This is a genomic window from candidate division WOR-3 bacterium (genome assembly GCA_016867815.1).
In the GTDB taxonomy this organism is placed as follows: Bacteria; Hydrothermota; Tepidihabitantia; order Tepidihabitantales; family Tepidihabitantaceae; genus UBA2258.
In genome coordinates this window covers 1-25,868 of record VGIR01000024.1, presented here as the reverse complement: position 1 = coordinate 25,868, position 25,868 = coordinate 1, and the positions used below count along the sequence as shown (strand labels likewise).

Here is a 25,868-nt window from a genome sequence, read left to right as displayed (position 1 = left end):
ACTAGCTCCCGAACTCCTGCTTGAGGAACTCGCAGTACTGGTCCATCTCGGCCTTGGTCCGCTTCTCGGTGACGGCCACGAGCAGTCGGTCCTTCCACTCGGGATTGAACCGGTCGAGCGCCACGCCGGCCAAGATGCCCCGTTTGACCCCCGCTTCGACCACTCGGGCGGCCGGCACCGGGGTTCTGACCACGAACTCCTTGAAGAATGGGGCAGAGGTCTCGGTCGAGAAACCGGGCACTGCGGCGATGCCGGCGGCAAGGTAATGGGCCTTGGCCATGCTCTGGTTTGCTACCTCGGTGATTCCGGTCCGGCCCATGGTCGCCATGTAGACGCTCGCGGCGAGCGCGCACAGGGCCTGGTTCGTGCAGATGTTCGATGTGGCCCGCTCGCGCCGTATGTGCTGCTCCCGGGTCTGCAACGCGAGCACGAATCCGGGCTTGCCTTCGGTGTCCACGGTGCGCGCGATAATCCGGCCGGGCATGTTGCGGATGTACTTCTTCTTCGCGCTCATCAGGCCGAGGTACGGCCCGCCGAAGCTCAGGGGAATGCCCAGGGGCTGGCCGTCGCCGACCGCAATGTCGGCGTCGTATGTCCCGGGCGGCTCCAGCGCTCCGAGCGAGATCGGGTCGGCGGAGACAACCAGGAGGGCGCCGGCCTTGTGGACAATCTCGCTTGCGCTCCGGACCGGCTCGGTGTTGCCGAAGAAGCTCGGGTGCTGGATGATGAGCGCAGCCACGTCAGCGGTGCACATCCGGCTGAGCGCGTCCAGGTCGATCGTGTTGCCCGCCAGCGGGACGAACTCAATCGGGATGTTCAGGCCGTGGGCATAGGTGCGGACTACCTCGACGTGCGTCGGGTTGACGCTGGCAGCTACCAGTACCCGGTTCCGGCGGGTGATGTCGCGGGCCATGTGCGCGGACTCGGCCAGGGCCGTTGCGCAGTCGTACATCGAGGCGTTGGCCACGTCGGTTCCATAGAGCCGGCACACGAGCGACTGGAACTCGTAGATGGCCTGCAGGGTTCCCTGGCTGACCTCGGCCTGGTATGGCGTATACGCCGTGTAGAACTCGGGCCGCGAGACTATGGTATCGACGATGGCCGGGATGTAGTGGTCGTAGGCGCCAGCACCGGCGAAGCAGGCGAGCTGGTTCGCGCCGGTGTTCTCGGCTGCGAGCTTGTTCAGCACGCACACTGCCTCCGGCTCGGACAGCGGCTCGGGCAGATTGAGCGGCCGGTCCAGTCTGATCCCGGCTGGTATCCCGGCGAACAGCTCGTCGATCGTCTTCACGCCGATGCGCTCGAGCATCAACTTCCGGTCGGCGTCGGTGTGAGGAGTAAACCGCATTACGCGGAAACTCGAAGCTCGAAATACGAATGACGAATCAATGACCAAGCTCGAATGTACGATTGGGCATTTTCGCGAGTTCGGGCTTGATTCGCTGTTCGAGTTTCGGACTTCGTCATCTGCCTGGGGCTAGTGGTGCGCGGACTTCCGGGCCAGCTCGGCATACGCCGCTGAGTCGAGGAGACCGCTGAGTTCGGCCGGGTCCGACATCTTGATCCTGGCCATCCAGCCGGCGCCGTACGGGTCCTTGTTCACGTTGGCCGGAGCATCCTTGAGTCCCTCGTTGGCCTCGAGCACCTGGCCCGAAATCGGCGAGTAGAGGTCGGAGACGGCCTTAACCGCCTCGATGGTGCCGATCGGCTCGCCGCGCTTGATGGTCTTGCCGACTGCCGTGATCTCGACGTAGACGATGTCCGACAGTTCGCCCTGGGCGAAGTCGGTAATGCCGAGGGTCGCGATGTCGCCGTCAATCTTCAGCCACTCGTGGGTCTTCGCGTACTTCAGGTCGGAAGGGAAGTTGGCCAACGATCCTCCTCAGTTTATTGAGACGGAACAGACTAGCCACCAAGTCACAAAGACACTAGGGGGTTCCGGAACCGGGCTGGCCTCGCGTCTTGGTGTCTTAGTGGCAATCATCCTGTCCTAATTGGGTCTGTGGGATCCGTTCTTGTAGAACGGCGGTTTCACGATGAGCGCGGCGGCGCGGCGGCCGCGAATGTCGATCTCTACCTCGGTGCCGGCCTTGGTGAGCTGGCGCTTCACGTAGCCGAGCGCGATGCCCTTATTGAGTGAAGGGGAGAGCGTGCCGCTCGTCACGGTACCGACCGGTTGTCCCTGCGCGAGAATCTGGTAGTGGGGACGGGCAATCGACCTATCCTGCATCTCCAGACAGACCAGGCGGCGCGTGGGCTTCTCTTCCTCGACCCTCTTGAGGATGTCTGAGCCGGTGAAGCCCTCGGGTTTATCCAAAGCCACCACCCAGCTCAGGCCGGCCTCAATCGGGTTCGTGGTCTTGTCGATGTCGTTGCCGTACAAGGCCATCTTCATTTCCATGCGCAGGGTGTCGCGGGCGCCAAGACCGATGGGCTCGATGTCGAATTCCTTGCCCGCAGCGAAGATGGCGTCCCAGACTCTCGACGCGCTCGCGGCCGGGAAATATGCCTCGAATCCGTCTTCGCCGGTATAACCGGTGCGGGACACGAGCCCTTTCACTCCCGCTATCTCGCAATGGGCCGCCCAATAGAAGCCGATTGGCGCGAGCGGGATCGAGCAGATCTTCTGCATCACCGCCTCGGCCTTTGGCCCCTGGATGGCGAGCTGGGCCTGCGTGTCGGTGATGTTATCCATCCGCACGTCGCCGGACAGGTGCTCGCGCAGCCAGGCAGTATCCTTCTCGTTGTTTGCGCCGTTCACGACCAGGAAATAGCAGTCGGGCAGCCGGTAGACCACGAGGTCGTCGACGATGCCGCCATCCGGGTAGCAGAGCACCGAGTACTGGGCCTGATACTCGGCCAGCTTGCCGGCGTCGTTCGTCGTCATCCGGTTGATGAAGGCGAGGGCGTCCTTGCCACGGACTTCGATCCGGCCCATGTGGGAAACGTCGAAGACGCCGACGGTGGATCGCACGCGGGTGTGTTCCGGGATAATCCCGTGGAACTGGACCGGCAGGTCGTACCCCGCGAAGTCGACCATCTTGCCGCCGGCTGCCACGTGACGATCGTGAAACGGAGTCAGTTTGAGCATGGGCGGCTATCTTATCAGAAGCGGACTAGGAGTCAAGAATCGTGCCCCGGAGAGAGGAGTTACGTTTGTATCTGGCGGCCACGAGGCTTGACTTGCCTGACTCCTTCGCTATGATTCCGCGCAGCACCTAGACAAGTTTTCAGGAGGACCCCGTGATAGAATACAGCGCGGAAAAGATCCGCAACCTAGGCCTCTTCGGTCATGCCAGTTCGGGCAAGACCTCGCTCTGCGAGGCGCTTCTGCTCGCAATGAAGCAGAACACCCGGCTCGGCTCGGTGGCCGAGGGGACGTCGCTCCTGGACTATGACGAAGATGAGATCAGCCGCAAGATATCCATTAACCTCTCGCTCGGCTATGGGGACTGGAAAGATACGTTGGTCACCCTGGTCGACACCCCTGGCTACGCCGACTTCTTCGGTAACGTCGTATCCGGCGTGCGCGCGATTGACAACGGCATCATAGTCGTCGATGCCTCGTCCGGGGTCGAGGTCGGGACCGAGATGGTCTGGCGACGGCTCGATGAGGCGAAACTGCCCCGCGCCGTCTTCGTCAACAAGCTCACCAAGGAACGCACTTCATTTGACGCCACGGCCGAGGACCTGCGCAGGGCGTTCGGCACCCGCGTCACGCCGCTCTTCCTGCCGATCGGCAAGGAGGCCGGCCTGAAAGGGGTCGTGGACCTCTTGAACGACAAGGCGTACGGCTACGAGAACGGCGTCCGCAAGGAGATTCCGGTGCCGGCCGACATGGCCGACGCCATCAGCCAGTGGAAGGAGAAGCTGGTCGAGGCCGCGGCCGAGGTCGACGAGACCCTGATGGAGAAGTTCATCGAGGGCGGCAAGATCGCGCCGGAGGAGATGCGCGCCGCAGTTAGAAAAGGCATCACGGCCGGTGTCGTCTATCCGTTGGTTGGTGGCGACGCCCTCGCCCAGGTCGGTGTCGATCTGCTGCTTGACCTCGCCGTAGACGTGCTGCCCGGCCCGCTCGACATGCCGGGGCTGGGCGCGACCCGGCCCGGAACGACCGATGTGTTGGAGGTGAAGCCCGAAGAGAACGGCCCGGTTTGCGCCTTCATCTTCAAGACCGTCTCCGAGGCTCACGTCGGCGACATGAACCTCGTCCGCGTCTTCCGTGGCAAGCTTGAGGCGGGCGCGGTTGTGATGAACACTCACACCGAGCGTGAAGAGAAGGTCAATCAGATGTACGTTGTCAAGGGCAAGGAGCGGGTCGAGGTGAACAAGCTGACCACCGGCATGATCGGCGCGCTGGTCAAGCTTAAGGAGACGCACACCGGCCACACGCTCTGCGACAAGCGCCAACCCGCCAGCTTGCCACCAATCGTCTTCCCAAGGCCTTCGATCTCAGTCGCCATCGTCCCGCACACCAAGGGAGACGAGGAGCGGGTCTCGACCGGCCTCGCTCGGCTGCGCGAGGAGGACCCGACTTTCTCCTACGAGTTCAACTCCGAAATCGGCCAGCAGCTCATCAACGGCATGGGCGAGCTTCACCTCGACGTGCTGGTTGCCAGACTGAAACGCAGGTTCGACGTTACGGTTGACCTGGTGAAACCACGAATCCCGTACCGCGAGACGATATCGAAGAAGGGCGAGGCCCAGGGCAGGCACAAGAAGCAGACCGGCGGACGGGGTCAGTTCGGTGACTGCTGGCTGCGGCTTGAGCCGGTGCCGCGCGGCAAGGGGTTTGAGTTTGTGAGCGAGATAAAGGGCGGGTCGATTCCGACCAAGTTCATTCCGCCGATAGAGAAGGGCATCGTCGAGACGATGACCAAGGGCGTGCTCGCCGGCTACCACATGATGGACATCCGGGCGGTAGTCTTCGACGGCTCCTACCACGACGTTGATTCTTCGGACATCGCCTTCAAGCTCGCCGGTCAGCTTGCTTTCAGGAACTGCGCCGAGAAAGCCGGACTGATACTGCTCGAGCCCATAATGAACGTCGAAGTCACCGTGCCCGACCAGTATACCGGCGACGTGATGGGTGACCTTAACTCCCGCCGGGGACGCATCATGGGCATGGAAGTGCAGGGCAACCTGCAGGTCATCAAAGCCCAGGCACCGCAGGCGGAGATGTACAAGTACTCAAACAGCCTCCGTTCCATGACCCAGGGTCGAGGCTTCTTCACGATGGAGTTCTCTCACTACGAAGAGACGCCGCGCGAGGTAGCGCAGAAGGTAATTGACGAAGCCAAGCGCGAGAAGGAAGCCGCCCAGAAGTAGCGGGACCACGGAGTATCGCCGGCCGGGCCGCGCGCCCGGCCGGCCTTTTCTTCCGCACCGTGGACCACAACCAGCGGCCGGCCCTCACCGGTCCAGTTCCTGCCCAATCCATGCACGAGCCTGCCAGAATCGCGGGCTGGGGGCGTCGCTGGCACCCTAAAGTTCCTCTGTTGCGCAAGTTGACAGCCGACAGTCGTAGCGTAGACTTAGCGCGTCAAGCAATGATGACTCAGCCTAGGCAGTGCTGTCGGCTTTCATTGGTCACCTTACCGCAAGGAGGAACTAGCGTGTCTACAACAGGTCGTATCAGGACCGCGATGGTTGCCGTCTTAGTGGCCGCCATCATTCCGGTGTCCAGCGCAACTGCGAGTTGTTGCGCCAGCAGCAGCTCTCTCATCGTCCACCACCCTGTCAGTTTGTCGCTGTTCCCGCCGATCTCCACCAACGGGAGCCAGTCAGGCAACGTTGCGACCAACATCTCACTCAACATCCTCGGCGGTTACGTCGGCGAACTTCGCGGCTTCGAGTTGGGAGCGCTTTTCAACGTTGAGGCCTACGACGCCAGGTGGATACAGCTGGCCGGCGGCGTGAATGTTGTCGGCGTCGGCTCGTCCTGCGCCGCCAACGAGCATTGCGGTGACGCGAACGTCGCCGCACAGGGCGGCAATCAGCTCTGCGGCCGCGGGCCCGCAACCAGATTGTGGGGTGATTTCAGCGGGTTCCAGCTGGCACTGCTTGGCAACTTCGTGATGCGGGACGCCCGCGGCCTGCAGATTGGCGGGGTCAACGTCGCCAAGGGAGAGGCACGCTGCCTCCAGTTGGGCGCGGTCAACTTCGGTGGCACTTGGGCTGCCTGTCAGTTCGGCGGGGTCAACCTGTCCTGGGGTGGCGCCGGACTGCAGCTTGGCCTGTTTGACTTGGCACGCGGCGACGTAGGCGTGGCGCAGCTGAGCGGCGTCAACATCGCCGGCGGGAACGTGCCGATTCAGTTGGGCGGATTGAATGCCACGGGTGGCAGCGCGGGCCTGCAGCTCGGCGGGGTGAATGCGGCTCGCGGGAAGACCGGTCTGACACTGGGTGGTGTCAACTTCGGCGGCGGCGACAACGGAGTCGCCCTCGGCGCAGCCAATCTGGTCGCCGGTTCCAGCGTTCTTCAACTAGGTGGAGTCAATGTTGCCGGTGGCGATGCGTCGGTGCAGTTCGGCGGCGTTAACGCTACGGGCGGCAGCTCTGCGGCGCAGATCGGCGGCTGCAATGTGGCGCGGCACGACGCGAGCTTCACCCTCGGTGGCATAAACATCGGCGGCGGTGAAAACGATATCGCTCTGGGCGGAGTCAATTTCCTGCGCGGCTCCAGCAAGCTGCAGCTCGGCGGGATCAACGTCCTCGGCAACCAGGCCGAGGCCGCGAAGGTCAGCGAGTTCGGCTGCATGACCTACGGCACCCAGGCTGGCGAGTGGCCGGACCGGTCGAGCGGCCTGCAGATGGGTCTGTTCAACCTCGCCGGGGGCGCGCTCGGCGTACAGGTCGGGGCTGCCAACATCGCCGGCGAGGTGCGCGGCTTCCAGCTCGGCGCCTTCAACTTCGCCCGGGAGAACGACGTCGCCATCGGCCCGCTGAACGTCATACTCAACGGCCAGTTGCGTGCCCATGTCTTCGCCAGTGAGGCACCCCTCGCCGGGTTCGAGCTCAAGACCGGTGGGCGCTCCTTCTACAACGTTCTGGGCTTCGGCTACCATCCTACTGATCCGGCCCGGGTGATGATCGGGTACGGCATCGGCGGACATTTCCCCCGCGGCTGCTCCCGTTTCTTCGTCGACGCGGATCTGGTCGGCTACCGGGTCGATCTCATGGACGAGATGATGAGCTTCGACGGCATGAGCTACCTGGCAAAGGTACGTTTGACCAGCGGCTGGGAGATCCTGCCGAAGCTGGCAATCACGGGCGGGCTGGCCGCAAACGTCTGGCTGTCGGATCAGGGAGAGGACGGATCGGGCATCCCCTTCCTGTCGGTGATACCGATGTACAAGATGACCGGCAGCACCAACATCGCCATCTGGCCCGGGGCTGCGATCGGACTGGAGTTCCGGGTAATCTGAACCACGTCTCCTGGAAGGCGGGCCGCGGCGACGCGGCCCGCCTTCTCTTTCAGGGCTCAGGAACAGGGTTGACTGCAGACCGGAGATAGCTAGACTGGCAGCGTTGGTTAAGTTCTCCGGGCATGAGTTCGGTACGGCGTCGTTCTGGATAGTCGTGCTGGCAGGCGTTTCCCTGATAGCGGGAATCGTGATGCTTCTCGCGTACTACTTGGGACCGATCCGCCGGCGCGCCCGGATGGCAGCGGCGAGCCGCGACGTGATCAGGCGTGACGTGGACCGGATGACGCAGTACCTCGACGGTCTGTCCAGCTCTGCTGATGCCGTCAGACAACCGTTCGAGCTCGGGCTTGCGGCCATCGAAGACAATGCCTGGGACAAGGCAGTCGGCTGCTTTCAGCAGGCGATGCCGGAAGCGAAGGGGGCTCAGCTTGTTGCTCTCTTCAATCTTACAGGCGTGTGCAGATACGCCCAGGGTATGCTGGACGCCGCGCTCTCGAGCTTTGAGCAGGCGTCCCGGCTGGCAGAGCAGTTCGGGGCCGAAGATGGAAAGGCCCCTGCCTTTGGCAACATCGGGGTAGTCCGGCACGATCGGGGAGAGCTCGACGTGGCGCTCCAGTACAAGGAGAAGGCGCTGGCTCAGGCTCACCAGTTGGGAGACCAGTGGGCCGAGGCGATCTACCTGGCCAACATCGGCAACATCTGGCGTGACAAGGGAGAGCTCGATCGGGCGCTCGAGTATCACCAACAGGCCCTGGAGTTATCTCGCGCCCTCGGAGACAAGTGGGGCGTGGCCAGCGATCTTGCCGGCATCGCCGGCATCTACCGCGACCAGGGATCTCTCGACGAAGCGCTTCGCCTCAACAAAGAGGCGCTGGCGATCGCGCGCAAGCTTGGGCACCGCCTCGGCGTGGTGACGAGCCTGGGAGGCATGGCCAGCATCTACCGTCTCAAGGGAAGAGACGCTGAAGCACTCAAGTACGGAGAGGAATCGCTGGGCCTGGCGCGAAGGATCGGGTATCAGCTTGGTGTCGCGGCCGATCTTGGCAACATCGGCCTCATCCTGGTTGCCCAGGGGAAGTGCTCTGAGGCAGCGCCGAAGTTGGCAGAGGCCCTGGCTCTCATGCTGGCCAGCGGTGTCGCAGATGGCCCTCGTCAGGTAGTTACCGGGTTGGTCAGGTGCGAGGACAATCTTGGCCGAAGGACGGTGGAGGATCTGCTCAAACAAGCCGGCCTCGATGGACGCACCGCTTCCGATCTGCTCGACCGGGTCGACCAGATACGCCGAAAGAAGCCACGGCCGAAGAGTAAAAGTACGTCCCGCGTCTGACCGTACCAGTCGGCCTCCAACCGACATACATCCTGCTTGCCTCAGTCACCAGGTCTGTTCGCTTGCCGGACGGGGTAACGACCGTTCGGCGAACGTTGACTTGACACAGGTGTTCCCGGATGCCTGATGCCAGGCCGGAAGAGCTAGTCGCCTGGAGTTACCTCCGCTATACCCCGGGAGTCCCCGGATTGTGTTCCGGGTTGCGCTGAAGACTGCTGGCGGAATCGCTCCGCCCGCAGCCTGCCTGGAAGCACAGCAGGCTGCTTCCTCCCCTGCTTCCTGAGTCTCGGCCTGGATTTCCTCTTCCGCAGTTCTGGCGGTGGCCCGTTGGGCTATCCGAGTGGTAGCGGCCGTGGGTGGCCGGCTACGTTGCCGTCCTCAATGTTGTGCTCGGCGTTCTGACCTTGACGTGGCTGACTGAGGCGTGAGTCGCTGTCTGAGTTGTCCTGCCGTCGTCTCCACGGTCATTCGATCGGTCGCAGTTCAGGTCGCGCCGGCAGTTGCTGCGTCGGTAGCCAGAGCAGCACTCCGGCGGCCGTTCACTCGGTCCGCAATGCTCTTTGGCTATGCTTGGTGACTTGTCTTGGGTGTGGAGAGCCCTAGCGAGCAGCTGCCGCGAGTCAACTCTGATATCAGCTCGGGCGAGAGCTCGGTTTGCCCGACCGGACCTCGCCGCGGAGGGCGAGTGATTGCCGCGGCGGCAAAGAGGCAGAGAAGAGGTTCGATTGGAGCCCGGAAGCGGGCGTCTCCGACCGTGCCGGTCAGAAACGTGAAGTAGAGAATTGGCAGTAGCAGCCAGCGGATGTCCCGGGTTCTGGGCAGGAAGAGGCTGGCGAATCCAAACCAGATGAGGACGAGGTTGAACAGCGTCGCGCACGCGAGGACAACCAGTATGAAGAGCGGCGCGCCGCCAACCCGTACCTGCCAGGCCCGGGTGAATGCCTGGGCGACTTTGCCCTTGACCAGCAGGGCTAGGGATGACTGGAGCAGGTTCGCGCTGCCCGCGGCCGGGGAGGCACCGGAGTGGATGAGCAGCGGGCCGACGCTGATGGGGTTCAGGAAGTCGGCGCTGACCCCGAACAACCAGACTGGAACTGCGACCGCGGGTTTCCTTAGTAGGTGCGGTCGGGCTACGGCCGCGAGTTTCTGCCACATAGTCGCCTCATCGCTGGTATCGATGGGGCCGAACTTCGCCTCGGCCTCGGCCATCATCAAGTCGCGGGCCTTGAGGATGTTGATGCCCTTCTCGGCGGCCAGAACGGTAGCGGCGTCGTACAGGTAGACATTGTGTTCGGACGCGGTCGAGATCATGTAACGTCCGGTCTTCATGCCGTTGCGGATGACCCAGGGCGCGACGACGATGGAGGCGGAGGCGAGGAGGAGAACGGAATTCCTAACACCTAGTAGCGAATTCCTGATGGCGATGCCACGCAGAAAGACATAGAGGGCGATGAGGAACGGAAAGAAGGTGGCGATGGGGCGGACGAGAACCAGCAGGCCGCAACAGACGCCGGTTCCGATGAGGTCGAGTGCCCGGCCGGACTGGCGATGGCGGTTGAGGAGAAGCACACAAGTCAGCAGCATGGGTGTGAACAGAGTCTCGGAAATCAACTTGGTGGAGAGGAACGCAAGGCTGGGGCTCAAGCCCACCAGGAGGGCGGCAAGCGCGGAGGTGATGGGGCGAAGTCCAAGCTCAAGCGCGAGCCGCGAGGTCAGCCAGACCGTGAAGAGTGCGAGCAGCAGTTGCAGCGCGAGTGCCAGAACGATGAACGATGGACGATGTACGACGTACGGGATGGCCAGAAAGAGCGGATAGCCGGGAGTGCGGAAGAGCTCGGGACGGAAGGGCGGGACAGTGTCGCGGGTGAAGGTCTGAGAACCTGCGAGGTTGCGAGCGAGCTCAATGTACTCGCGGCTGTCGCCGATGGAGGCGACGGCCTTGGTCGAGAGCGGAACTCTCGGCAGCAGAGTGAACGCGAGCCGAGTTACGACTGTCATCAGCAGGGATGCTGCAAGCAGCCAGCTAGCTGATCTCATACCACGGCCGGCGCACGCGGTTGCGCACAGCCAGGCCGAGTACCAAGCCGGATACAAACCCGCCGATGTGGGCGAAGTAGGCGACGCCGCCGCCCGCGCCCGGCACCGAACCACAACCGTTGAGGACCTGGATTATTATCCAGAAGCCGAGGAGAAGCGGAGCCGGCAGGTAGATCAGGCGGATGAAAAAGAAAATCGGAATCAGGGTCAGGACCCGGGCGCGCGGGAACAGCACGAAGTACGCACCCATCACTCCTGATACTGCGCCCGAGGCACCGATGGTCGGGATAGTTGAGCCGGGCATGAACATGACCTGAAGCAGACTGCCGATTACCCCGGTGAACAGGTACACGAGGAGGAACCAGCCGTGTCCAAACGCATCCTCGATGTTGTCGCCGAAAATCCAGAGATACAGCATGTTCCCGATGATGTGGAAGAAACCGCCATGCAGGAACATCGATGTGAAGAGGGCCCAGAGATGCTGGCCGGAGGTAATGTCCCGCGGCATCATACCGTAGGCGTTGACTATCAGCTCACCGGCTTTCGGGTCTTGATACTCCGAAAGGGTCTGATAGATGAACACACCGACACAGGCGGTCATTAATCCCCAAGTAACAAAGGGCCGCTTCTCGGAGCGGATGTCGTCGCGGAGCGGTATCATAGGCCGCGGAGACGCTTGCGAAGCGACCCGGGTCGTCCGACCATCCGGGCCTGTTCCGCGCCAACGAGCACAACCGCCATCGCCGCGATGCTCTTGCGTTTCAGCGCCAGGAGCATACCTTCGGTGGTCTTGGCTTTGAGGCCGATCCGGTCGGGCGGCACGCCGAGCATGGCAGCGATGCTCTCACGCACAGCGAGGCAGTACGGTTGGAGCTTCGGTTGGTCACAGACCAGCACACAGTCCGCGTTCACCAGCCGGTAGCCCGCTGCCCTTGCTCGCCGATCGGCTTCCTTCAGCATCAGCTCGCTTGCGGCATCCCTCCACCTTGCGTCGGTGTCCGGGAAAAGCGTTCCGATGTCAGGTAGGGCCAGCGCGCCAAGAAGAGCGTCCGTCAGGGCGTGGAGCAGTACGTCCGCGTCCGAGTGGCCGCGCAAGCCGAGCCTGGAAAGGATGTGAACGCCGCCGAGCATAAGTCGCCGGCCCGAGACAAGTTCGTGGGCGTCGAAGCCGAAGCCGATGCGGTACTTTGGTTGGTTGCGGCGACCCCGGTTGGACAAACGAGGGTTCAAGTGCGATGATTGTAGCCCACTGCGCCCATCGGTCAAGCCAAGCGACGGACCCAGGACCGGAGTATTGAGCCACGAAGACACGAAGCCGGATGAACGGCCCGGAGCGACCATCTACCTTCCGTTTCGTGTCCTTCGTGCTTAAGCGGCTGGACCTGTATCAGCGTCTCGGTCCGCCTCGCCTCAATTGACACTCGCACGAGTCTCGCTATGATTGCACCGTGATAAACGTGACCGTAAGTGGCGAAACTCGGCAACTTGAGCCGGGAATGGCCGTTGGCCAGGTCTTGAACGACCAGAACGCGATTGCGGCCACTGTTGACGGTCGGCTGGTCGACCTGACCAGTCGACTCGAGCAGGACGCCAGGGTCGAAGCAGTTACCTTCGACTCGGAGCAGGGGAGAGAAGTATACTGGCATTCCGCCTCTCACCTGATGGCACAGGCGATCAAACAGTTGTACCCCGACGCCCAGGTGACCATCGGGCCGGCCGTCCCCGAAGGCTTCTACTACGATTTCGACGTCGAGAAGCCTTTCACCGAGACCGACTTGGCCAGGATCGAAGAACGGATGTACGAACTCGCCAAGCAGCGCATACCCATCGTCCACAAGTTCCTGCCGCGCAAAGAGGCAGAGGATCTGTTCCGGGCGCGGGACGAGAAGTACAAGCTCGAGCTGATTGAGGGCATACCCGATGAGACCATCTCGGTCTACGAGCAGGGCGACTTCGTCGATCTCTGTCGCGGACCTCACGTCACGAGTACCGGCAAGATCAAGGCCGTGAAGTTGCTTTCGGTTGCGGGCGCGTACTGGCACGCGGACGAGAAGAACCGGATGCTGTCGCGCGTCTATGGCATTGCCTTTCCGTCCAAAGAACTGCTCAAGGAGCACCTGGACCGGCTGGAAGAAGCCAGGCGCCGGGACCATCGCAAGCTCGGACCGGCTCTCGACCTGTTCAGCTTCCACGAGGAAGCCGGGGCCGGGCTGGCGTTCTGGCACCCCAAGGGTGCTACCGTCCGACGCCTGATACAGCAGTACTGGGAAAAGGAGCATCTCGCCGCCGGGTACCAGTTGGTCTTGACTCCGCACATAGCCCGCGCCGGGCTGTGGCAGACGTCAGGTCACCTCGACTACTACGCCGAGAACATGTACCTGATGGAAGTCGAGAAGGAGCAGTACGTCCTGAAGCCGATGAACTGCCCGGGCCACATGCTCATCTACCGGACCAAGGTGCATTCTTATCGCGACCTGCCCCTGCGTATGGGTGAGTGGGGGACAGTCTATCGTCGCGAAAGGTCGGGCGTACTCCACGGCATGATGCGCGTCCGCGGTTTCACTCAGGACGACGCTCACATTTTTTGTACACCGGAGCAGGTCGAGGACGAGGTCTTCGGTGTGGTCAGCCTGTCGGTCAAGATGCTCCGGGCGTTCGGGTTCGAGAAGTTCAAGGTCGACCTGTCGGTGCGGGACCCGAAGAACCTGGGTAAGTACCTCGGCACCGACGAGCAGTGGAATCTGGGCGAGCAGTCGCTGGTACGCGCGCTTGAGCGCATCGGCCTGCCCTACCACCGGGCCGAGGGCGAGGCCGTCTTCTACGGGCCGAAGATCGACATCAAGCTGCTCGACTCTCTCGACCGCGAGTGGCAGTGCCCGACCTGCCAGTTCGACTTCAACGAAGGGCCGCGGTTCAACCTCTACTACATGGGACAGGACGGGCAGCACCACCCGGTGTATCTCGTCCATCGCACCGTCCTGGGCGGTATCGAACGTTTCATGGGGATATTGGTCGAGCACTATGCCGGTGACTTCCCGGTCTGGCTCGCGCCGGTCCAGGCCCGCGTACTGCCGGTGACCGACGCCGAGAACGGCTACGCGCAGGAGGTAGGACGGAAGTTGCAGGCCATCGGGATAAGAGTTGAAATCGACCTGAAGTCTGATAAGATTAGCCAGAAAGTCAGTGAAGCCGAACGCCAGAAGATCCCCTTCATGCTCGTAGTCGGCGGTCGCGAGGCCGCCCAGGGCACCGTGTCGGTCCGCCGGCACGGCAAGGGCAATCTCGGCGCGGTTACCGTCGAGTCAGCACTCGCACAAATCAAGGAGGAGAACAACGTACCCGGGTAGAGTCCCACGTGACGGTTTCAAAGACAGGCCAAGAGTAAACGAACAGATACGCGTACCGTATGTCAAGGTCATCGGCTCCGACAAGAAGCTCATCGGCATCCTGCCGACCCGCGATGCCGTCGGGCTGGCGCGGCGGCAGGGCCTCGACCTCGTCGTGCTCGTGCCGACCGAGGAGCCACCGGTTTGCGGCATCGTCGATTTCGGCAAGTATCTGTACGAACAGAAGGTCCGCCTGCGCGAGTCCAAGAAGAAGCAACACGCGACCGAGGTCAGGGAAATGCGCATGAAGATGAAGATCGGGCCAGGCGACTACGAAGTGAAGATGAAGAAGATGCGCGAGTTCCTCGCCGACAAGGACCGCATCCGGATCACGCTGTTCGTGCGCGGCCGCGAAATCGTCCACGCCGACCTGGGTATGAAACTGATGAGCAAGCTCAGCGCGGACCTCGCCGACGTCGCTCGCGTTGAGTCGCCTCCCCGACTGCTGACCGAAGGAAGGAAATCAATCCAGATGATGCTGGTGCCGAAATGAAGCAGAAAACCAAGTCCCTCAGTTCTTTGAAGAAACGCATAAAGCGCACCGCCGGCGGCAAGTTCATCCACGGCGGCTGCGGCAGGAATCACAACAACGGGTCCAAGAGCAAGCGGAGAAAGCGCGGCCTGCGCGTCCCGGCCGTGTGCGAAGGCCGCCTGGGCGAGCGGATGAGCCAGCTTGTTCCCTACAAGTAAGGAGACCAGATGCCGAGAGTGAAGAACGGCCCGTATACCAAGCAACGCCGCAAGAAGTGGCTGAACGACGCCAAAGGCTACTGGGGCGGAAGGTCTCGACTGTACCAGACCGCACGTCAGGCAGTCATCCACGCCGGCACGTCCGCGTACAAGGAGCGCCGGCGCAAGAAGCGTACTTTCCGCTCGCTGGCCGTCATCCGCCTGGGCGCAGCCTTGAAGCCGCTGGAGTTGAGCTATTCGAAGTTCATACACTCCCTCAACCTTGCCGGGATCACCATGGACCGGTTCGTCCTGTCCGAGATGGCGATCCATCAACCCGAAGACTTCGCCGGAATCGTGACCATGGCGAAGGAGGCGCTCGCCGTCGAGGCAGCCACCAGGGCCGCGGCCAAGGTCGAGGCCTAGTCCAGCAGCGGACGATTGCGCGGGCGCGTCTTTGACGCGCCCGCCTCATACCCGGAGCTTGGCGCGGGCACGGCTTTGACTTCGGGTCGGCACGGCGCTATCATCAGCCGGTGAAGCTACTCCAGCGCTACGCGCTGAGGCAGTTCGTTCCGCCGTTCTTCCTCGCCATCCTCATTCTGACATTCGTACTGCTGATGGATCGCCTCTTCCTGCTGGCCGACATGCTGGTGCGCAAGGGCGTCGCCGTCACAGTGGTGTCCGAGGTCGCGCTGCTCTCCCTGCCATTCGTGGTGTCGATCTGTGCGCCGCTGGGCAGCCTGATCGCCGGGGTCATATCGTTCGGAAGAATGGCACAGGACAACGAAGTCCGCGTGATCAGGGCCGCCGGTATCCGGACGATCCGCTTGTTCACGCCGATCATGTTCGCCTGCCTGCTGCTGCTGGCCGCGATGATTGGCTTCAATGGCTTTGTCGTACCGGAGGCCCAGCACCGGGTGAGAAACCTGCTCACTGATGTGGCGCGAAAGCGTCCGGCGATGAGGATTCGCGAGGGTCAGTTCATGGACGATTTCGCCGGCTACATGATCTACATCGGAGCGATTGATGAACGTCGCTCTACGGTCAGAAACGTGACCATCTTCGCAACCGGAGCCCGCAAGGGCACGCCCGGCTTCGTCACGGCGCCGCTCGGCGACATATCGTACACAGCCGACGATGCCTACATGATCATGACCCTGTTTGACGGAGAGATGCACGAGTTGGTGGACACCAGCACCTATCGGCGGGTTCTGTTCAAGAAACACGTCATCAATGTCGCCATGGACGATGACCTTGTCCGGCGGGATCGCGAGTACCGCAGCAACGAAGAGATGCTCTTGCCGCAGCTTGCGGCCACGATGAAGCAGCTCGGCACGGAAGCTCTGGACCTGAAGGAGAAGACGGGCGAGGCCGAACGCAAGGCCGGTGCCGGCGAGCCGGACAAGCTGAAGTACGACGAGATGAAGTCCCGCTTCAGGTACAAAAACCTGGAGATGGCGCGCTACCAGGTAGAGCTGCAGAAGCGACTCTCGCTGGCTTTCTCGGCATTCTTCTTCGTGCTCTTCGGAGCACCCGTCGGATTGCTGCTCCGACGCGGGGGGGTTGGTACCGGCTTCATCATCGGGCTCATCTTCTTCGCGGTCTTCTACGTCCTGCTTCTCGCCGGCGAGAACCTTGCCGAATCGGGCAGGCTGTCACCTTTCGTGGGGATGTGGCTGCCGAACCTCATCCTCGTGCTGCCGGTCACCGAGTTGTTTCTGCGCGCCTTCTATGAGAAATCGCTCTTCCGGATGAGAGGTGCGGAATCTTGAAGGTAGTTGACCGACACCTGGTCAAGGAACTGGTGAAGTTCGCAGTCATCGCCGTCACGAGCGTTGTTGTCATCTACCTGCTGATTGACCTTTTTGAGGAACTCAGCTACTTCACCGGCCGGAAGACGGGGCTGGACCTGATCCTGCTCTACTACTTCTACAGCCTGCCTTCTGCCATCAGCCTGCTCTACCCGGTAAGCATGGTGCTCGCGGTCTTCATGGTCTACGGGCAGCTGACGCGCAACCGGGAGCTGCATGCGCTGGAGAGTTCGGGCGTTCCGATCCTGCGGCTGTTCGTGCCGGCCGTCGGTCTGGGCCTGGCATCGGTCGTCCTCTACCTGGCGGCCAACGAGTTGATCACGATCCCGTTCAACGCCCGGCTCACCGACCTGCGACGCCAGAGGATCGAGAGACGCCAGTCCAGCCAGGTACAGAGGCGACAGAACCTGTACTTCGTCGGCGACGAGGGGCGGATCTTCTACATCCGCGAGATCTCATCCGACGGAGTGATGAAGAACTTCAGCGTCAGCGAGCTCGGCCCGGACCGGAGAGTCAGACGTCGTTTCGACGTACGGGAAGCCGTGTGGCGCGAACGGGCATGGCACGCGCGAGGCGTCGATGTGCGCACTTTTGACGCGCTCGGCAACGAGCGGCTGGAGCAAAGCGACAGCCTCGAACTCGACATGATCCCCGAAACTCCACTCGACTTCGCCAGCACCTCGCGACCGGTCGAGGAGACATCGACGCGCGCCCTGCGGAACTACATCGGCCGCATGAAGCGGGCCGGCGAGAACGTGGCGCGGCAGGAAGTCGAGTACTACTACCGGTTTTCATACTCGCTTATCGGACTCGTGGTGGTGCTGCTTGGTTTGCCTTTGGCGGTACGACTGAGACGCGGCGGGGTGATGTTCGGACTCGGCCTGGGACTCTTGCTCTCGTTTCTGTACTGGGGTGCAATTCAGACCAGCCGGGCGTTCGGTACGTCGCACGTCATCAGCACGGCCTTGTCCGCCTGGCTGCCAAACATCGTGTTCGGGACAATTGCCCTTTTCCTGGTGCTCAATGTGGACAGATAGGGGTCAAGGATTCGAGGAATCCAGGATGCAGGTGCCTGTCAGCCAAGCCAGGACCCCGGTGGGTTCGCGCACTGCTGTGCTTCTTGCGCTCCTCGCCGCAGCCGCGCTCGCGGCCAGCCTGCCCAAGGGCCTGGTCCGTGATCCGGACTCGGACTGCTTCTACGTTCCGCCACAGGTAGCCAAGGCCGGTGGGCGCGTGCCGGCGCTCGTTCTGCTCCACTGCAACGGTGCAGGGCCAAAAGACCTGGATACTTTCCGATCGATTGGCGACTCGCTCGGGTGGATAGCAGCCACCTGCCACGCCACGCGCAACCACCGGAGCGCGGACTCAAATGACGCGGACGTCGTGCGCACGATAGCCAAGCTGCTGACGCGGTATCCGGTTGATTCCAGTCGGGTGTTCCTGTTCGGTTTCTCCGGGCAGGGCGTGCAAGCCCTGGCCACGATGTTCCGGCATCCGGAACTCGTGCGTGGCCTGGTTGCGGTCTGCCCGCATGCTGCGGCGGTGCCGCTTGCCGTCTGGGAGGAGCTACCGGGACATCTTGCTTATCTCGTAACGCGGAATCAGGATTGGAATCGCGCCGACAACGAGATGATGTACCGGCTTCTCAATGAACATGGCATCCTGACCGAGCTCAAGACCACGCCCGGTGAGCACGGCAGCGGTCCGGCAGCGGAGGTCCTCGCCGGCTGCCGCTGGCTGAGCCTCGCGACGCAGAAGTAGCTAGTCGGCTCTGCCGGCTCGGATCCCACCCAGCAGCTTCAGCAGCCTGGGGTAGCTCAGACAATTGACTACGTCATTCCGGGTCAGCCAGGCTCGGCGCCCTGTCGTGACTCCGTATCGCATCCACTCCAGGTCGCCAGGCGCGTGCGCGTCGGTGTTGATGGCCAGCTTCACGCCGGCCTGCATCGCCCGGCGCGCCCAGATGTCATTGAGGTCGAGGCGGCCATAGAACGCGTTGATTTCCAGTATTTTGCGGTGCTTTGCCGCACACTCTATCACTTGCTCGATATCGATATCGTAGCCTTCTCGCCGGCCGATGATCCTGCCGGTAGGGTGAGCCATCAGGTGGACGAGCGGATTGGCGAGAGCCGTGCACACTCGCTGCGTGGTATCCTTCTTGAAGCCCTGGTGAATTGAGGCGATGACCAGGTCCAGCCGCTCCAGCACCGTGTCCGGGTAGTCCATTGCACCGTTGGGCTTGATGTCCACCTCGGAAGACTTGAGGACCCTGAAGGCACGTGACCCGGAGTTGTATCGGTCGACACGGTCGCAGTGGCGCAGTAGCTCGTCTGCGCTGAGTCCGCCTGCATACCCGGCTGAAGTCGAATGTTCGGTCAGGGCAGCGTGGGTGTAGCCCAGCTCTCTGCAGGCTTCGACCATCGTCTCGAAGTCCGCCGAACCATCCGATGCAGAGGTGTGAATGTGGAGGTCAGCCTTGATATCTCCGCGCGAGACAAGCGTGGGCAGCGAGTCTCCTGCTGCAGCCTCGAGTTCGCCGCGGTCCTCGCGTAGCTCGGGCTCGATGTAGGGGAGGCCGAGGGCCGCATAGACCTCCTGTTCGGTCCGACCCGCCACCCGTTTCTCGCCCCGGAACAGGCCGTACTCTGACAGCTTCAATCCCCTCTTCTGGGCCAGGGCTCGGAGCGCGACGTTGTGGTCCTTTGAACCCGTGAAGTACTGCAGGGCAGCGCCGTATTCAGTGTCTACCACAACCCGCAGGTCGACCTGTCTGGTCCCGGATCGGCTCTCGAACCGGGTTGAGGCTTTGGTCTCTCCGGCTCCGAGCATCTGCTTGACTCGGGGATGAGCGGTGAAGTGCCGGACGATCCGGTCCGGGTTTCGGCCCGTCGCCAGGATGTCGATGTCGCCGATCGTCTCGCTGCCGCGGCGGAGCGAGCCGCCATAGGCGAGCTGGCGGACGTCCGGGTGCAGCTTCATGTGGGAGATGACGGAGTCAGCCAGCTCGAACGCCTCCTCGAGCAACATCCGCTCGCCGGTCATCTCGCCGGTCTGGATGCCGCGCAGTATGTTCGCGCCCTTCTTTTCTCCCATTCCCGGAAGCTCGGCAAAACGGCCACTCTCGATTGCCTGTCTGAGCTCGGCCGGAGTCTGAACTCCGAGCTTGTCATACAACTGCCTCACGGTCTTCGGACCCACTCCCTGGATCCCCAGCATCTCGAACAAACCTGGTGGGAGGCTCGAGACCACCTCGTCATACTTCTGTATCCGACCGGATGTGAGGTATTCGTGGATCTTCTTCGCGATGCCTGCCCCGATGCCAGGCACTTCCTTGAGCTTTCCTTGAGCGTCGAGCAACTCGATGTCGGCGCTGAGGTCGGCGAGAGCCCGGGCCGCCCGGCGGTAGGCCAGGACGCGGAAGCCGGTCTCGCCCTTCAGCTCCAGCGCATCGGCGAAGCGGTCGAACCGGCGGGCAAGCTCCTGGTTCTTCAACCGCCCACTCAACCACTCACCGGAACGAAAGAGAACCCACGCTCCGCAGCTCAGGCCTCAAGTCTCAAACTGTCGGCCAGGGCGTCGTTCTTGTAGATGCAGATACCGGTACGGAAAGTCGCCACCACCTGGCAGAGTCCGGAAGTTCGCGGATCCGAGGTAAGCACCGTGACGTCTGCATCTTTGCCGACCCCAATGCTGCCGCAGGTCGCCTCTCGGCCCAGGGCGAAGGAGGCTGCCGACGTAAACATAGCCAGAGCCTCTTCGCCCGAGACGGCCTGCAGGGAGTTGCCGCGGTCAACGGCGGCCCGGATGCCGGCGATCGGGTCTATCGGCGTGATCGGGGCGTCAGAGCCACCCGCCAGAAGCACCCGGGAGTCGAGCAGACGGCGATAGGGATTGGTGATGCGCCAGCGTTCGCCGAGCCGAACCGAGTACATGCGGTCCGGCCCGCCCCATTCGTCCTCAAAAGCGGGCTGGACACCGAGTACCAGTCCGAGCCCTGCTATCCGGTCAATCAAGGCGTCGTTGAGAAGCTCGGCATGTTCGACCCGGTGCCGTAGTGGATTGCCGGAATCCGGTCCGGCGAGTTGCTCGTGGCAGCGCACGACTTGTTCCACTGCCCGATCGCCGATTGCATGCAGAGCGGTCTGGAGGCCCGCAGCGATGGCCGCGCGCAGGAACGAAAGCAGCTTCTCGTCACTCACGTAGCTGACGCCGCTGTTACCGGGAGCGTCGGAATAGGACTCGTTCAGCGCCGCGGTCCGCGACCCGAATGACCCGTCGAGGAGCAGGCATCCTCCGGCCTGCTTGAGACCGAACCGGCGCGGGGTCTCCACATTCCAGGTCTGAAGGTAGGGAACAGTCCCGACTGCGCACGCGGCCAGCCCATCCAGGAGCGCGCGCCATTCGTCATCGCTCGTATCCTCGACGCCGACCAGTGCACCGATGGTCGTAACGCCTTTGGCCGCGGCCTGTCGGCCGGCGAGGTGCAGCGCCTCACGCACGGTATCCGGGGCCAGCCGGTGTTTGAACAGGCGCGATGCCCGCTCATAGGCCTCGCCGCGCAGCACCCCGGTGGGACGGCCGTTGCAGTCGCCGTCCATGCCCCGGGCTCGTACGCCCGGCCACCCGGCCAGAACCAGTTGCAGCCCGGCGGTGTTTGTGACCGCCGAGTGGCCGTCAACTCGATAGATGAAGACCGGCACTTCGGGGACCACTGCGTCGAGTTCCTCCCTGCTTGGGTAGCGCTGCTCCTTCAGCCCGTCCGGCTCGAGATTGAAACCCAGCAGCATGCCGCGCGCCAGCGCATCCTGGTGCCGGTCGCGCAGGCTTTGCTGTACCTCTGCGACCGAGCTCGCCCCCCGCAAATCGGCAAAGAGCAGCTGCAGCCCGGTCTCAAGCGGATGGGTGTGCGAGTCGATCAGCCCGGGTACGATGACGGCAGGAGCAGGCTGAAGGGTCGAAGGATCAAAGGAACGAATCTCAGTCGCTGTCTCACTTTCCCGCTCAATCACTATCTCCCTGATCCTGGTGTCGAAAACCACCGTTCCCGGCCTTTGCCGGGCCCGGGCATCGACGATTGTCTGACCGGTCAGCTTCACGCGTCAGCCGACCCGAGCGGGCCAAGCCGGGCGATGACTTCAACGTGGAAGGTCTGCGGGAACATGTCAACCGGCTCAACTTCGTGGGTCGTGTACCCGGACTGCTCGAGCGCTGCGAGGTCCCGAGCCAGGGTGGGAGGGTTGCAGGAGACGTAGACGATGCGCTTCGGTCTCAAAGCGGCAATCCGACGCAGGACTTCGCTCGGACAGCCCTTGCGCGGCGGGTCGAGGATGACGACGTCGGCAGATGCGACTCGCCTGATGGCGCGGCTGACGTCGTCGCACATGAACTCAACGTTGCGGACGTCCTGAGTCTGAGCGTTGACCCGGGCATCTTCCACCGCAGTTGTGTCGGCTTCGATGGCCGTGACCTGCTGGACAAAGGGAGCGATGAGCAGTGAGATCATGCCTACCCCGCTGTAGAGGTCGAGGACCGATTCATCTCCCCGGGGTGCGACGTGCTTGAGGATCTTGCGGCACAACTCCTCGGCCTGCCGGATGTTCACCTGGAAGAACGAGGGAGCCGATACCTGGAATGACTTACCCAGCACCGTCTGATACAGGTGGGCTCGGCCGGCAAGGACCTTCGTGTGCGAACCCATGATTCGGTTGGTGCGCGTCGGCACAACGCTGTGCGCCACCCCGACTACGCCGGGCTCCTCGGCAATGAGCTCAGCCGCGCGCGCGTCGAACGCGGGCGTGCGGGTTACAATCACGGCCAGCAGACCGCCGTCACCGATTCCCTGCCGGAGAACGAGGTGCCGGATGTTGCCGTCGTGCCCGGCTTCGTCATACCCGGTCTCTCCGGCAGCGGAGAAGATGGCGCGGATGGCCTCGCGCAGGCGGTCGAACTCCATCGGGTGAAGCACACACACCGGCACGTCCAGCAGGTCGTGCGTGCCGCGCCGGAAGAAGCCGATCGCCATGCCTTTGCCGGTCGTGCCGACAGGATACTGGGTCTTGTTCCGGTAGTGCCAGGGTTCGGCCTCCGTGGTCACGTTGCGCACGGGGACGAACACCTGGCCGATGCGCTGCAGCGCCTCGTTGACGTAGAGTTTCTTGACGACCAACTGGCCCTGATAACTGATGTGCTGAAGCTGGCAGCCCCCGCAGACTCCGAAATGGGGACACGGGGCCGAAACGCGCAGGGGAGAGGGCTCGATGATATCCTCGATCTCCGCCACGGCATAGTCGCGCTTCTGGGTGACGATGCGGGCGCGCACGCGCTCCTGCGGGGCAGAGAAAGGTACGAACACCTTCATGCCGTCCAACGTGGCGAGGCCGTCGCCGCCCTGGACCAGCTTGTCAATCAGGAGTTCCACTACCATGTAATCTGCACCTGGCGCACGATCTCCGAAGCCAGCTTCCTGATCGCCTCCGCCGCCGCCTGCTCTTCGGTCTTCGCATTCGGGTCGTAGCTGACCCGGGCCGAGGCGGTCCCTTTGTAGAACTGCTCATTTCGTGTCTGGTCCCGTACGTCTACCTGGGCGCTGACACTCACTTCGTACGCGGACACGGCCTGCACCGAGTCGCCCGTGTAGGAAGATGCCGTCCGGCTGTAGTTCGAGACAGTCGTGCTCACGACCAGGTCGGCTGCTTCCGTGTTCGTCACCCGCAGTGTCCGGTCGGCCGTGAACGCCGCGGCCAGCGAATCGGTGAGCGCCTCAGCCAGGCCCGGCTGCGTCGTTGTGTTCGCCGCCGGCAGTACCGCCACGGCTTTGAGGTGTGACGGCAGCAGCGAGCGGGTCGAATAGCCGCAGCAGCCGGCGAGCAACAGTATGCCTAGTGCGAATCCACGCACGCTACGATTCTCACCGGGCAGACCGGAAAGTCAAGAGAACGAGCCGTCCGCTGGCGAAGTCAAGCCGGTGCTTGAGCCAAGGCTGACGGATGCCGCTGCGCCGCGGCGACTACTCCTGCGCCAGGCCTCCGTAGGCCTCGTCGATTGCCCGACGAATCCCCTCAAAGGTGAAGGACATGGCACAGGTCGCGCCCAGATCGGACAGTAACTCCGGGAAGGCAAAATCCCGATTGACTCTGACCGCGATCAGCCGTTTGCCCAACTCGTCGGCTTTCCGGATCTCCCACTCCATCCAGCCGCTCGTGCTTGAGTTCTGCCCCACCACGCACAGCAGTCCGCCGGCCGCACCGATGCGCCTGGCGAGTGCCTGTTTGATGGGTTCGGCGGCTTCGCTGTCCACCGGTACGGCCGGTGGCTGGTCATTGACCCAGAAGCTGGCAAAGCCCGGCATCTTCGACCAGGTATCCAGAACCTCTCGATAGTAACCGTCGTTCTCATGGTCAAAGCTCAGGTAGAGCTGCTTCCGGTTCGGCGAGGTCGGGGTGACATCCTTAGCCACGGGCGCTGACCTGGCCGGACCTGCTGCCGGCTGCTTCTGCACGGGCCGCTCGGCCCCGGCCCGGCCCTGGATTGCCGCCTTGATCGCACCATAGGCCTGGTTCCAGCCGAGGGTGTAGAAGTCGACGACGAACCGGCCCCGCAGGCCGGGAGGTAGCGAGCAATTGTCAACCTTGACCGGACAGATTCGCACCTGCCTCCCGTTGACCTCTCCCTTGAGCAGCTCGGGCAGTTCCCTTCCTACCCAGTTGTGCGCGAGCAAGGGCATGGAGATAACCGGGACGACGCAGTCGATGGGACGGGTAGCGCTGGCGAGCCTACGCAACAGCGAGTCGCTCGGCGTCATCTCGCCGACGTCGACGTACGGGCTGACCCGGTCCCGGCGCAACGCCATCGTCAGCTTGCGGGCGAATTCCAGATCCTGAAAGCAGTTGGCGATGAGGATGTGGGGTTGGTCCGGCACTTTGCGGACAACCCGGGGAGTGTCGGGGTTCATCTCGGCCTCCTGTCAGAAGAAGACAGCAGTGCGCCGCCGCCCTGGAGCAGACATCTGCCGTCATGTTCCATCACCGGATTGTAGGAATGCCCGCCGAGCTTGTCAAGCCGCGGACGCCCAGGATGGGGGTGTGTCGGCTTTAGCTAGCTACGGCGTTGCGGCGAGTTTCACCCCAACGGGGTGACAGGTGCACGTGCGACGACCAAAGGAAGTCGCGTACACCGCCTTGAGGGGCGGAAGCCCCTAAGGTGCGGGGCTTGGGGTGAAACTGGCTTGCGGCTTGAGGCTTGAAGCTTGAGGCTGCGACGCCAGTCGCCTGCTCGGAATCCGAACCGTCATGTCACCGTGACTTCAGGGACTCCGTCCGCCCCGGCTTGGCTAGGAACCAGGCTTGCGGTCGTGGACTGCCGGCGTATCGCGGCCGGCGCGTTCGCGCTTGAAGGCCTCAGCCCTGGCTCGGATCTGCTTCAGCCACTCCGCGCCACCGATGCCGCGCCGAATCCGTTCCTTCTCGGATTCCTCTCTGACCTTGTGTAGCCAATCCATCCAGTCCATTCCTTCAACCTTCATAGCTGAGTACCTCTTCGGGAGTCCTGATATGCAGGATACCGTAGCGTTCACGCTGGTTCACCGCCGCCACCTTTCGCTCGGTCCACTCGTTGGCGAGGTGCCGCAGGTTGAGGGACACGAGAACGCCGGCGCCACAGATTGTGGCGTAGGCGACGTGCCTGGCATCGTCGGCGAACTTCGACGGCACAATTCCCTCCCGCAAGTAGACCTGGGCGAGTCGTTCGACTTCTTCATCATCGGCAGGCAGTATCCGTACATCGTTCAGCAACTCCAGCAGCCTCGAACGGAGCGGCTCGGCCGCACCCTCAAACTCGTGGTATGTGACCGGCGACGTGCCGCCGTCTAGGATGCCGAGACGCATCTGCCGCAGCAGTGTCAGTGCAGACTCGCGGCGCAGGACGTTGCGGGGTTCCTCGTCAAAGCAGAAGCCGAACACGGATGTCTCGATGTAGAGAAGGGGCGCCGGTTCTGTTGCCACGTATCAGTATAGTCCTGATGCCAAGGTCGTCAAACCGGACCAGCGCTAGCGGTACGCGCTTCTGTGGGGCGGCTGCGCACCAGCGGCCTGAGGGTTTGGGCTAGCTGGAGGCTTGCGGCTTGGGGCCAGCGGGCTACGCCCGCCACAATCTGCAGCCGGCATTCTGAAATGCCCTAGTGTGCTGTCTACTGGATGCTGGATGCTGTCCG

General features: G+C 62.8%; 23 protein-coding genes. 10 read left to right on the top strand and 13 right to left on the bottom strand.

Annotated features, from left to right (window positions below; genetic code table 11):
• Nucleotide 1 precedes the first annotated feature (1 nt).
• From FJY68_05425 to gcvT, 3 genes are all read right to left on the bottom strand, one after another.
• The gene (locus FJY68_05425) at nucleotides 2-1,348 is read right to left on the bottom strand and encodes an aminomethyl-transferring glycine dehydrogenase subunit GcvPA (protein ID MBM3331281.1); all 1,347 of its coding nucleotides are present in this window, start codon (nucleotides 1,346-1,348) and stop codon (nucleotides 2-4) included.
• 129 nt (nucleotides 1,349-1,477) lie between these two features.
• The gene (gcvH, locus tag FJY68_05420) at nucleotides 1,478-1,873 is read right to left on the bottom strand and encodes a glycine cleavage system protein GcvH (protein MBM3331280.1); all 396 of its coding nucleotides are present in this window, start codon (nucleotides 1,871-1,873) and stop codon (nucleotides 1,478-1,480) included.
• A 117-nt stretch (nucleotides 1,874-1,990) separates the two neighbouring features.
• Nucleotides 1,991-3,091: a glycine cleavage system aminomethyltransferase GcvT gene (gene gcvT / locus FJY68_05415; GenBank protein MBM3331279.1), complete on the bottom strand. Its 1,101-nt coding sequence runs from the start codon at nucleotides 3,089-3,091 to the stop codon at nucleotides 1,991-1,993.
• 152 nt (nucleotides 3,092-3,243) lie between these two features.
• Between gcvT and fusA the strand changes: the two genes are divergently transcribed.
• From fusA to FJY68_05400, 3 genes are all read left to right on the top strand, one after another.
• On the top strand, nucleotides 3,244-5,328 hold the full coding sequence (gene fusA, locus FJY68_05410) for an elongation factor G (protein ID MBM3331278.1): 2,085 nt from the start codon (nucleotides 3,244-3,246) through the stop codon (nucleotides 5,326-5,328).
• 287 nt (nucleotides 5,329-5,615) lie between these two features.
• A complete protein-coding gene (locus tag FJY68_05405) occupies nucleotides 5,616-7,427 on the top strand; it encodes a hypothetical protein (GenBank protein ID MBM3331277.1) in 1,812 nt (603 codons plus the stop codon).
• Between the two features lie 103 nt (nucleotides 7,428-7,530).
• Nucleotides 7,531-8,754, top strand: a complete 1,224-nt coding sequence (locus tag FJY68_05400; protein MBM3331276.1) for a tetratricopeptide repeat protein — start codon at nucleotides 7,531-7,533, stop codon at nucleotides 8,752-8,754.
• 564 nt (nucleotides 8,755-9,318) lie between these two features.
• Here the strand turns inward: FJY68_05400 and FJY68_05395 are convergent.
• From FJY68_05395 to ispF, 3 genes are read right to left on the bottom strand one after another with little or no spacing between them, the layout of a single operon-like run.
• Nucleotides 9,319-10,791 (bottom strand): hypothetical protein, encoded by a 1,473-nt coding sequence (locus tag FJY68_05395; protein MBM3331275.1) that lies wholly within the window; start codon nucleotides 10,789-10,791, stop codon nucleotides 9,319-9,321.
• Complete coding sequence (locus FJY68_05390) at nucleotides 10,778-11,452, bottom strand: rhomboid family intramembrane serine protease (protein MBM3331274.1); 675 nt, start codon at nucleotides 11,450-11,452, stop codon at nucleotides 10,778-10,780. Before FJY68_05390 ends, FJY68_05395 begins: the two co-directional genes overlap by 14 nt.
• Nucleotides 11,449-12,132: a 2-C-methyl-D-erythritol 2,4-cyclodiphosphate synthase gene (gene ispF / locus FJY68_05385; protein ID MBM3331273.1), complete on the bottom strand. Its 684-nt coding sequence runs from the start codon at nucleotides 12,130-12,132 to the stop codon at nucleotides 11,449-11,451. The genes FJY68_05390 and ispF overlap by 4 nt, the downstream gene beginning before the upstream one ends.
• A 107-nt stretch (nucleotides 12,133-12,239) precedes the next feature.
• On the opposite strand from ispF, the gene thrS reads away from it, so the two are divergent.
• From thrS to FJY68_05350, 7 genes are read left to right on the top strand one after another with little or no spacing between them, the layout of a single operon-like run.
• Complete coding sequence (thrS, locus tag FJY68_05380; protein ID MBM3331272.1) at nucleotides 12,240-14,138, top strand: threonine--tRNA ligase; 1,899 nt, start codon at nucleotides 12,240-12,242, stop codon at nucleotides 14,136-14,138.
• The gene (locus FJY68_05375; protein MBM3331271.1) at nucleotides 14,071-14,670 is read left to right on the top strand and encodes a translation initiation factor IF-3; all 600 of its coding nucleotides are present in this window, start codon (nucleotides 14,071-14,073) and stop codon (nucleotides 14,668-14,670) included. Before thrS ends, FJY68_05375 begins: the two co-directional genes overlap by 68 nt.
• Nucleotides 14,667-14,867 (top strand): 50S ribosomal protein L35, encoded by a 201-nt coding sequence (locus FJY68_05370; protein ID MBM3331270.1) that lies wholly within the window; start codon nucleotides 14,667-14,669, stop codon nucleotides 14,865-14,867. The genes FJY68_05375 and FJY68_05370 overlap by 4 nt, the downstream gene beginning before the upstream one ends.
• Nucleotides 14,868-14,876: 9 nt before the next feature.
• Nucleotides 14,877-15,272, top strand: coding sequence for a 50S ribosomal protein L20 (rplT, locus tag FJY68_05365; GenBank protein ID MBM3331269.1), 396 nt, complete (start codon nucleotides 14,877-14,879; stop codon nucleotides 15,270-15,272).
• 47 nt (nucleotides 15,273-15,319) lie between these two features.
• Nucleotides 15,320-16,621: a YjgP/YjgQ family permease gene (locus tag FJY68_05360; GenBank protein ID MBM3331268.1), complete on the top strand. Its 1,302-nt coding sequence runs from the start codon at nucleotides 15,320-15,322 to the stop codon at nucleotides 16,619-16,621.
• Nucleotides 16,588-17,697 carry a YjgP/YjgQ family permease gene (locus FJY68_05355; protein MBM3331267.1) on the top strand — a complete coding sequence of 370 codons (1,110 nt, stop codon included), beginning with the start codon at nucleotides 16,588-16,590 and terminating at the stop codon, nucleotides 17,695-17,697. The genes FJY68_05360 and FJY68_05355 overlap by 34 nt, the downstream gene beginning before the upstream one ends.
• A gap of 25 nt (nucleotides 17,698-17,722) precedes the next feature.
• Nucleotides 17,723-18,421, top strand: a complete 699-nt coding sequence (locus FJY68_05350; GenBank protein ID MBM3331266.1) for a hypothetical protein — start codon at nucleotides 17,723-17,725, stop codon at nucleotides 18,419-18,421.
• Here FJY68_05350 and polX read toward each other — a convergent pair whose 3' ends face one another.
• From polX to FJY68_05315, 7 genes are all read right to left on the bottom strand, one after another.
• Nucleotides 18,422-20,152 (bottom strand): DNA polymerase/3'-5' exonuclease PolX, encoded by a 1,731-nt coding sequence (polX, locus tag FJY68_05345; GenBank protein MBM3331265.1) that lies wholly within the window; start codon nucleotides 20,150-20,152, stop codon nucleotides 18,422-18,424.
• Between the two features lie 50 nt (nucleotides 20,153-20,202).
• The gene (locus FJY68_05340) at nucleotides 20,203-21,756 is read right to left on the bottom strand and encodes an amidohydrolase (protein MBM3331264.1); all 1,554 of its coding nucleotides are present in this window, start codon (nucleotides 21,754-21,756) and stop codon (nucleotides 20,203-20,205) included.
• Nucleotides 21,753-23,084: a 23S rRNA (uracil(1939)-C(5))-methyltransferase RlmD gene (rlmD, locus tag FJY68_05335; protein ID MBM3331263.1), complete on the bottom strand. Its 1,332-nt coding sequence runs from the start codon at nucleotides 23,082-23,084 to the stop codon at nucleotides 21,753-21,755. The genes FJY68_05340 and rlmD overlap by 4 nt, the downstream gene beginning before the upstream one ends.
• Nucleotides 23,078-23,578, bottom strand: a complete 501-nt coding sequence (locus FJY68_05330; protein MBM3331262.1) for a DUF4136 domain-containing protein — start codon at nucleotides 23,576-23,578, stop codon at nucleotides 23,078-23,080. The genes rlmD and FJY68_05330 overlap by 7 nt, the downstream gene beginning before the upstream one ends.
• An 88-nt stretch (nucleotides 23,579-23,666) precedes the next feature.
• Nucleotides 23,667-24,611: a TIR domain-containing protein gene (locus FJY68_05325; protein ID MBM3331261.1), complete on the bottom strand. Its 945-nt coding sequence runs from the start codon at nucleotides 24,609-24,611 to the stop codon at nucleotides 23,667-23,669.
• 378 nt (nucleotides 24,612-24,989) lie between these two features.
• Nucleotides 24,990-25,181: a hypothetical protein gene (locus FJY68_05320; protein MBM3331260.1), complete on the bottom strand. Its 192-nt coding sequence runs from the start codon at nucleotides 25,179-25,181 to the stop codon at nucleotides 24,990-24,992.
• The gene (locus FJY68_05315) at nucleotides 25,171-25,659 is read right to left on the bottom strand and encodes a type II toxin-antitoxin system VapC family toxin (protein MBM3331259.1); all 489 of its coding nucleotides are present in this window, start codon (nucleotides 25,657-25,659) and stop codon (nucleotides 25,171-25,173) included. The genes FJY68_05320 and FJY68_05315 overlap by 11 nt, the downstream gene beginning before the upstream one ends.
• Between the last annotated feature and the right edge of the window lie 209 nt (nucleotides 25,660-25,868).

Excerpts from the sequence above, each read along its gene's own strand:
- FJY68_05425 (MBM3331281.1), bottom strand. The coding sequence starts at position 1,348 with ATGCGGTTTACTCCTCACACCGACGCCGACCGGAAGTTGATGCTCGAG.
- gcvT (MBM3331279.1), bottom strand. The coding sequence starts at position 3,091 with ATGCTCAAACTGACTCCGTTTCACGATCGTCACGTGGCAGCCGGCGGC.
- FJY68_05395 (MBM3331275.1), bottom strand. The coding sequence starts at position 10,791 with ATGAGATCAGCTAGCTGGCTGCTTGCAGCATCCCTGCTGATGACAGTC.
- FJY68_05390 (MBM3331274.1), bottom strand. The coding sequence starts at position 11,452 with ATGATACCGCTCCGCGACGACATCCGCTCCGAGAAGCGGCCCTTTGTT.
- ispF (MBM3331273.1), bottom strand. The coding sequence starts at position 12,132 with ATGGTCGCTCCGGGCCGTTCATCCGGCTTCGTGTCTTCGTGGCTCAAT.
- FJY68_05370 (MBM3331270.1), top strand. The coding sequence starts at position 14,667 with ATGAAGCAGAAAACCAAGTCCCTCAGTTCTTTGAAGAAACGCATAAAG.
- rplT (MBM3331269.1), top strand. The coding sequence starts at position 14,877 with ATGCCGAGAGTGAAGAACGGCCCGTATACCAAGCAACGCCGCAAGAAG.
- FJY68_05350 (MBM3331266.1), top strand. The coding sequence starts at position 17,723 with ATGCAGGTGCCTGTCAGCCAAGCCAGGACCCCGGTGGGTTCGCGCACT.
- rlmD (MBM3331263.1), bottom strand. The coding sequence starts at position 23,084 with ATGGTAGTGGAACTCCTGATTGACAAGCTGGTCCAGGGCGGCGACGGC.
- FJY68_05325 (MBM3331261.1), bottom strand. The coding sequence starts at position 24,611 with ATGAACCCCGACACTCCCCGGGTTGTCCGCAAAGTGCCGGACCAACCC.
- FJY68_05320 (MBM3331260.1), bottom strand. The coding sequence starts at position 25,181 with ATGAAGGTTGAAGGAATGGACTGGATGGATTGGCTACACAAGGTCAGA.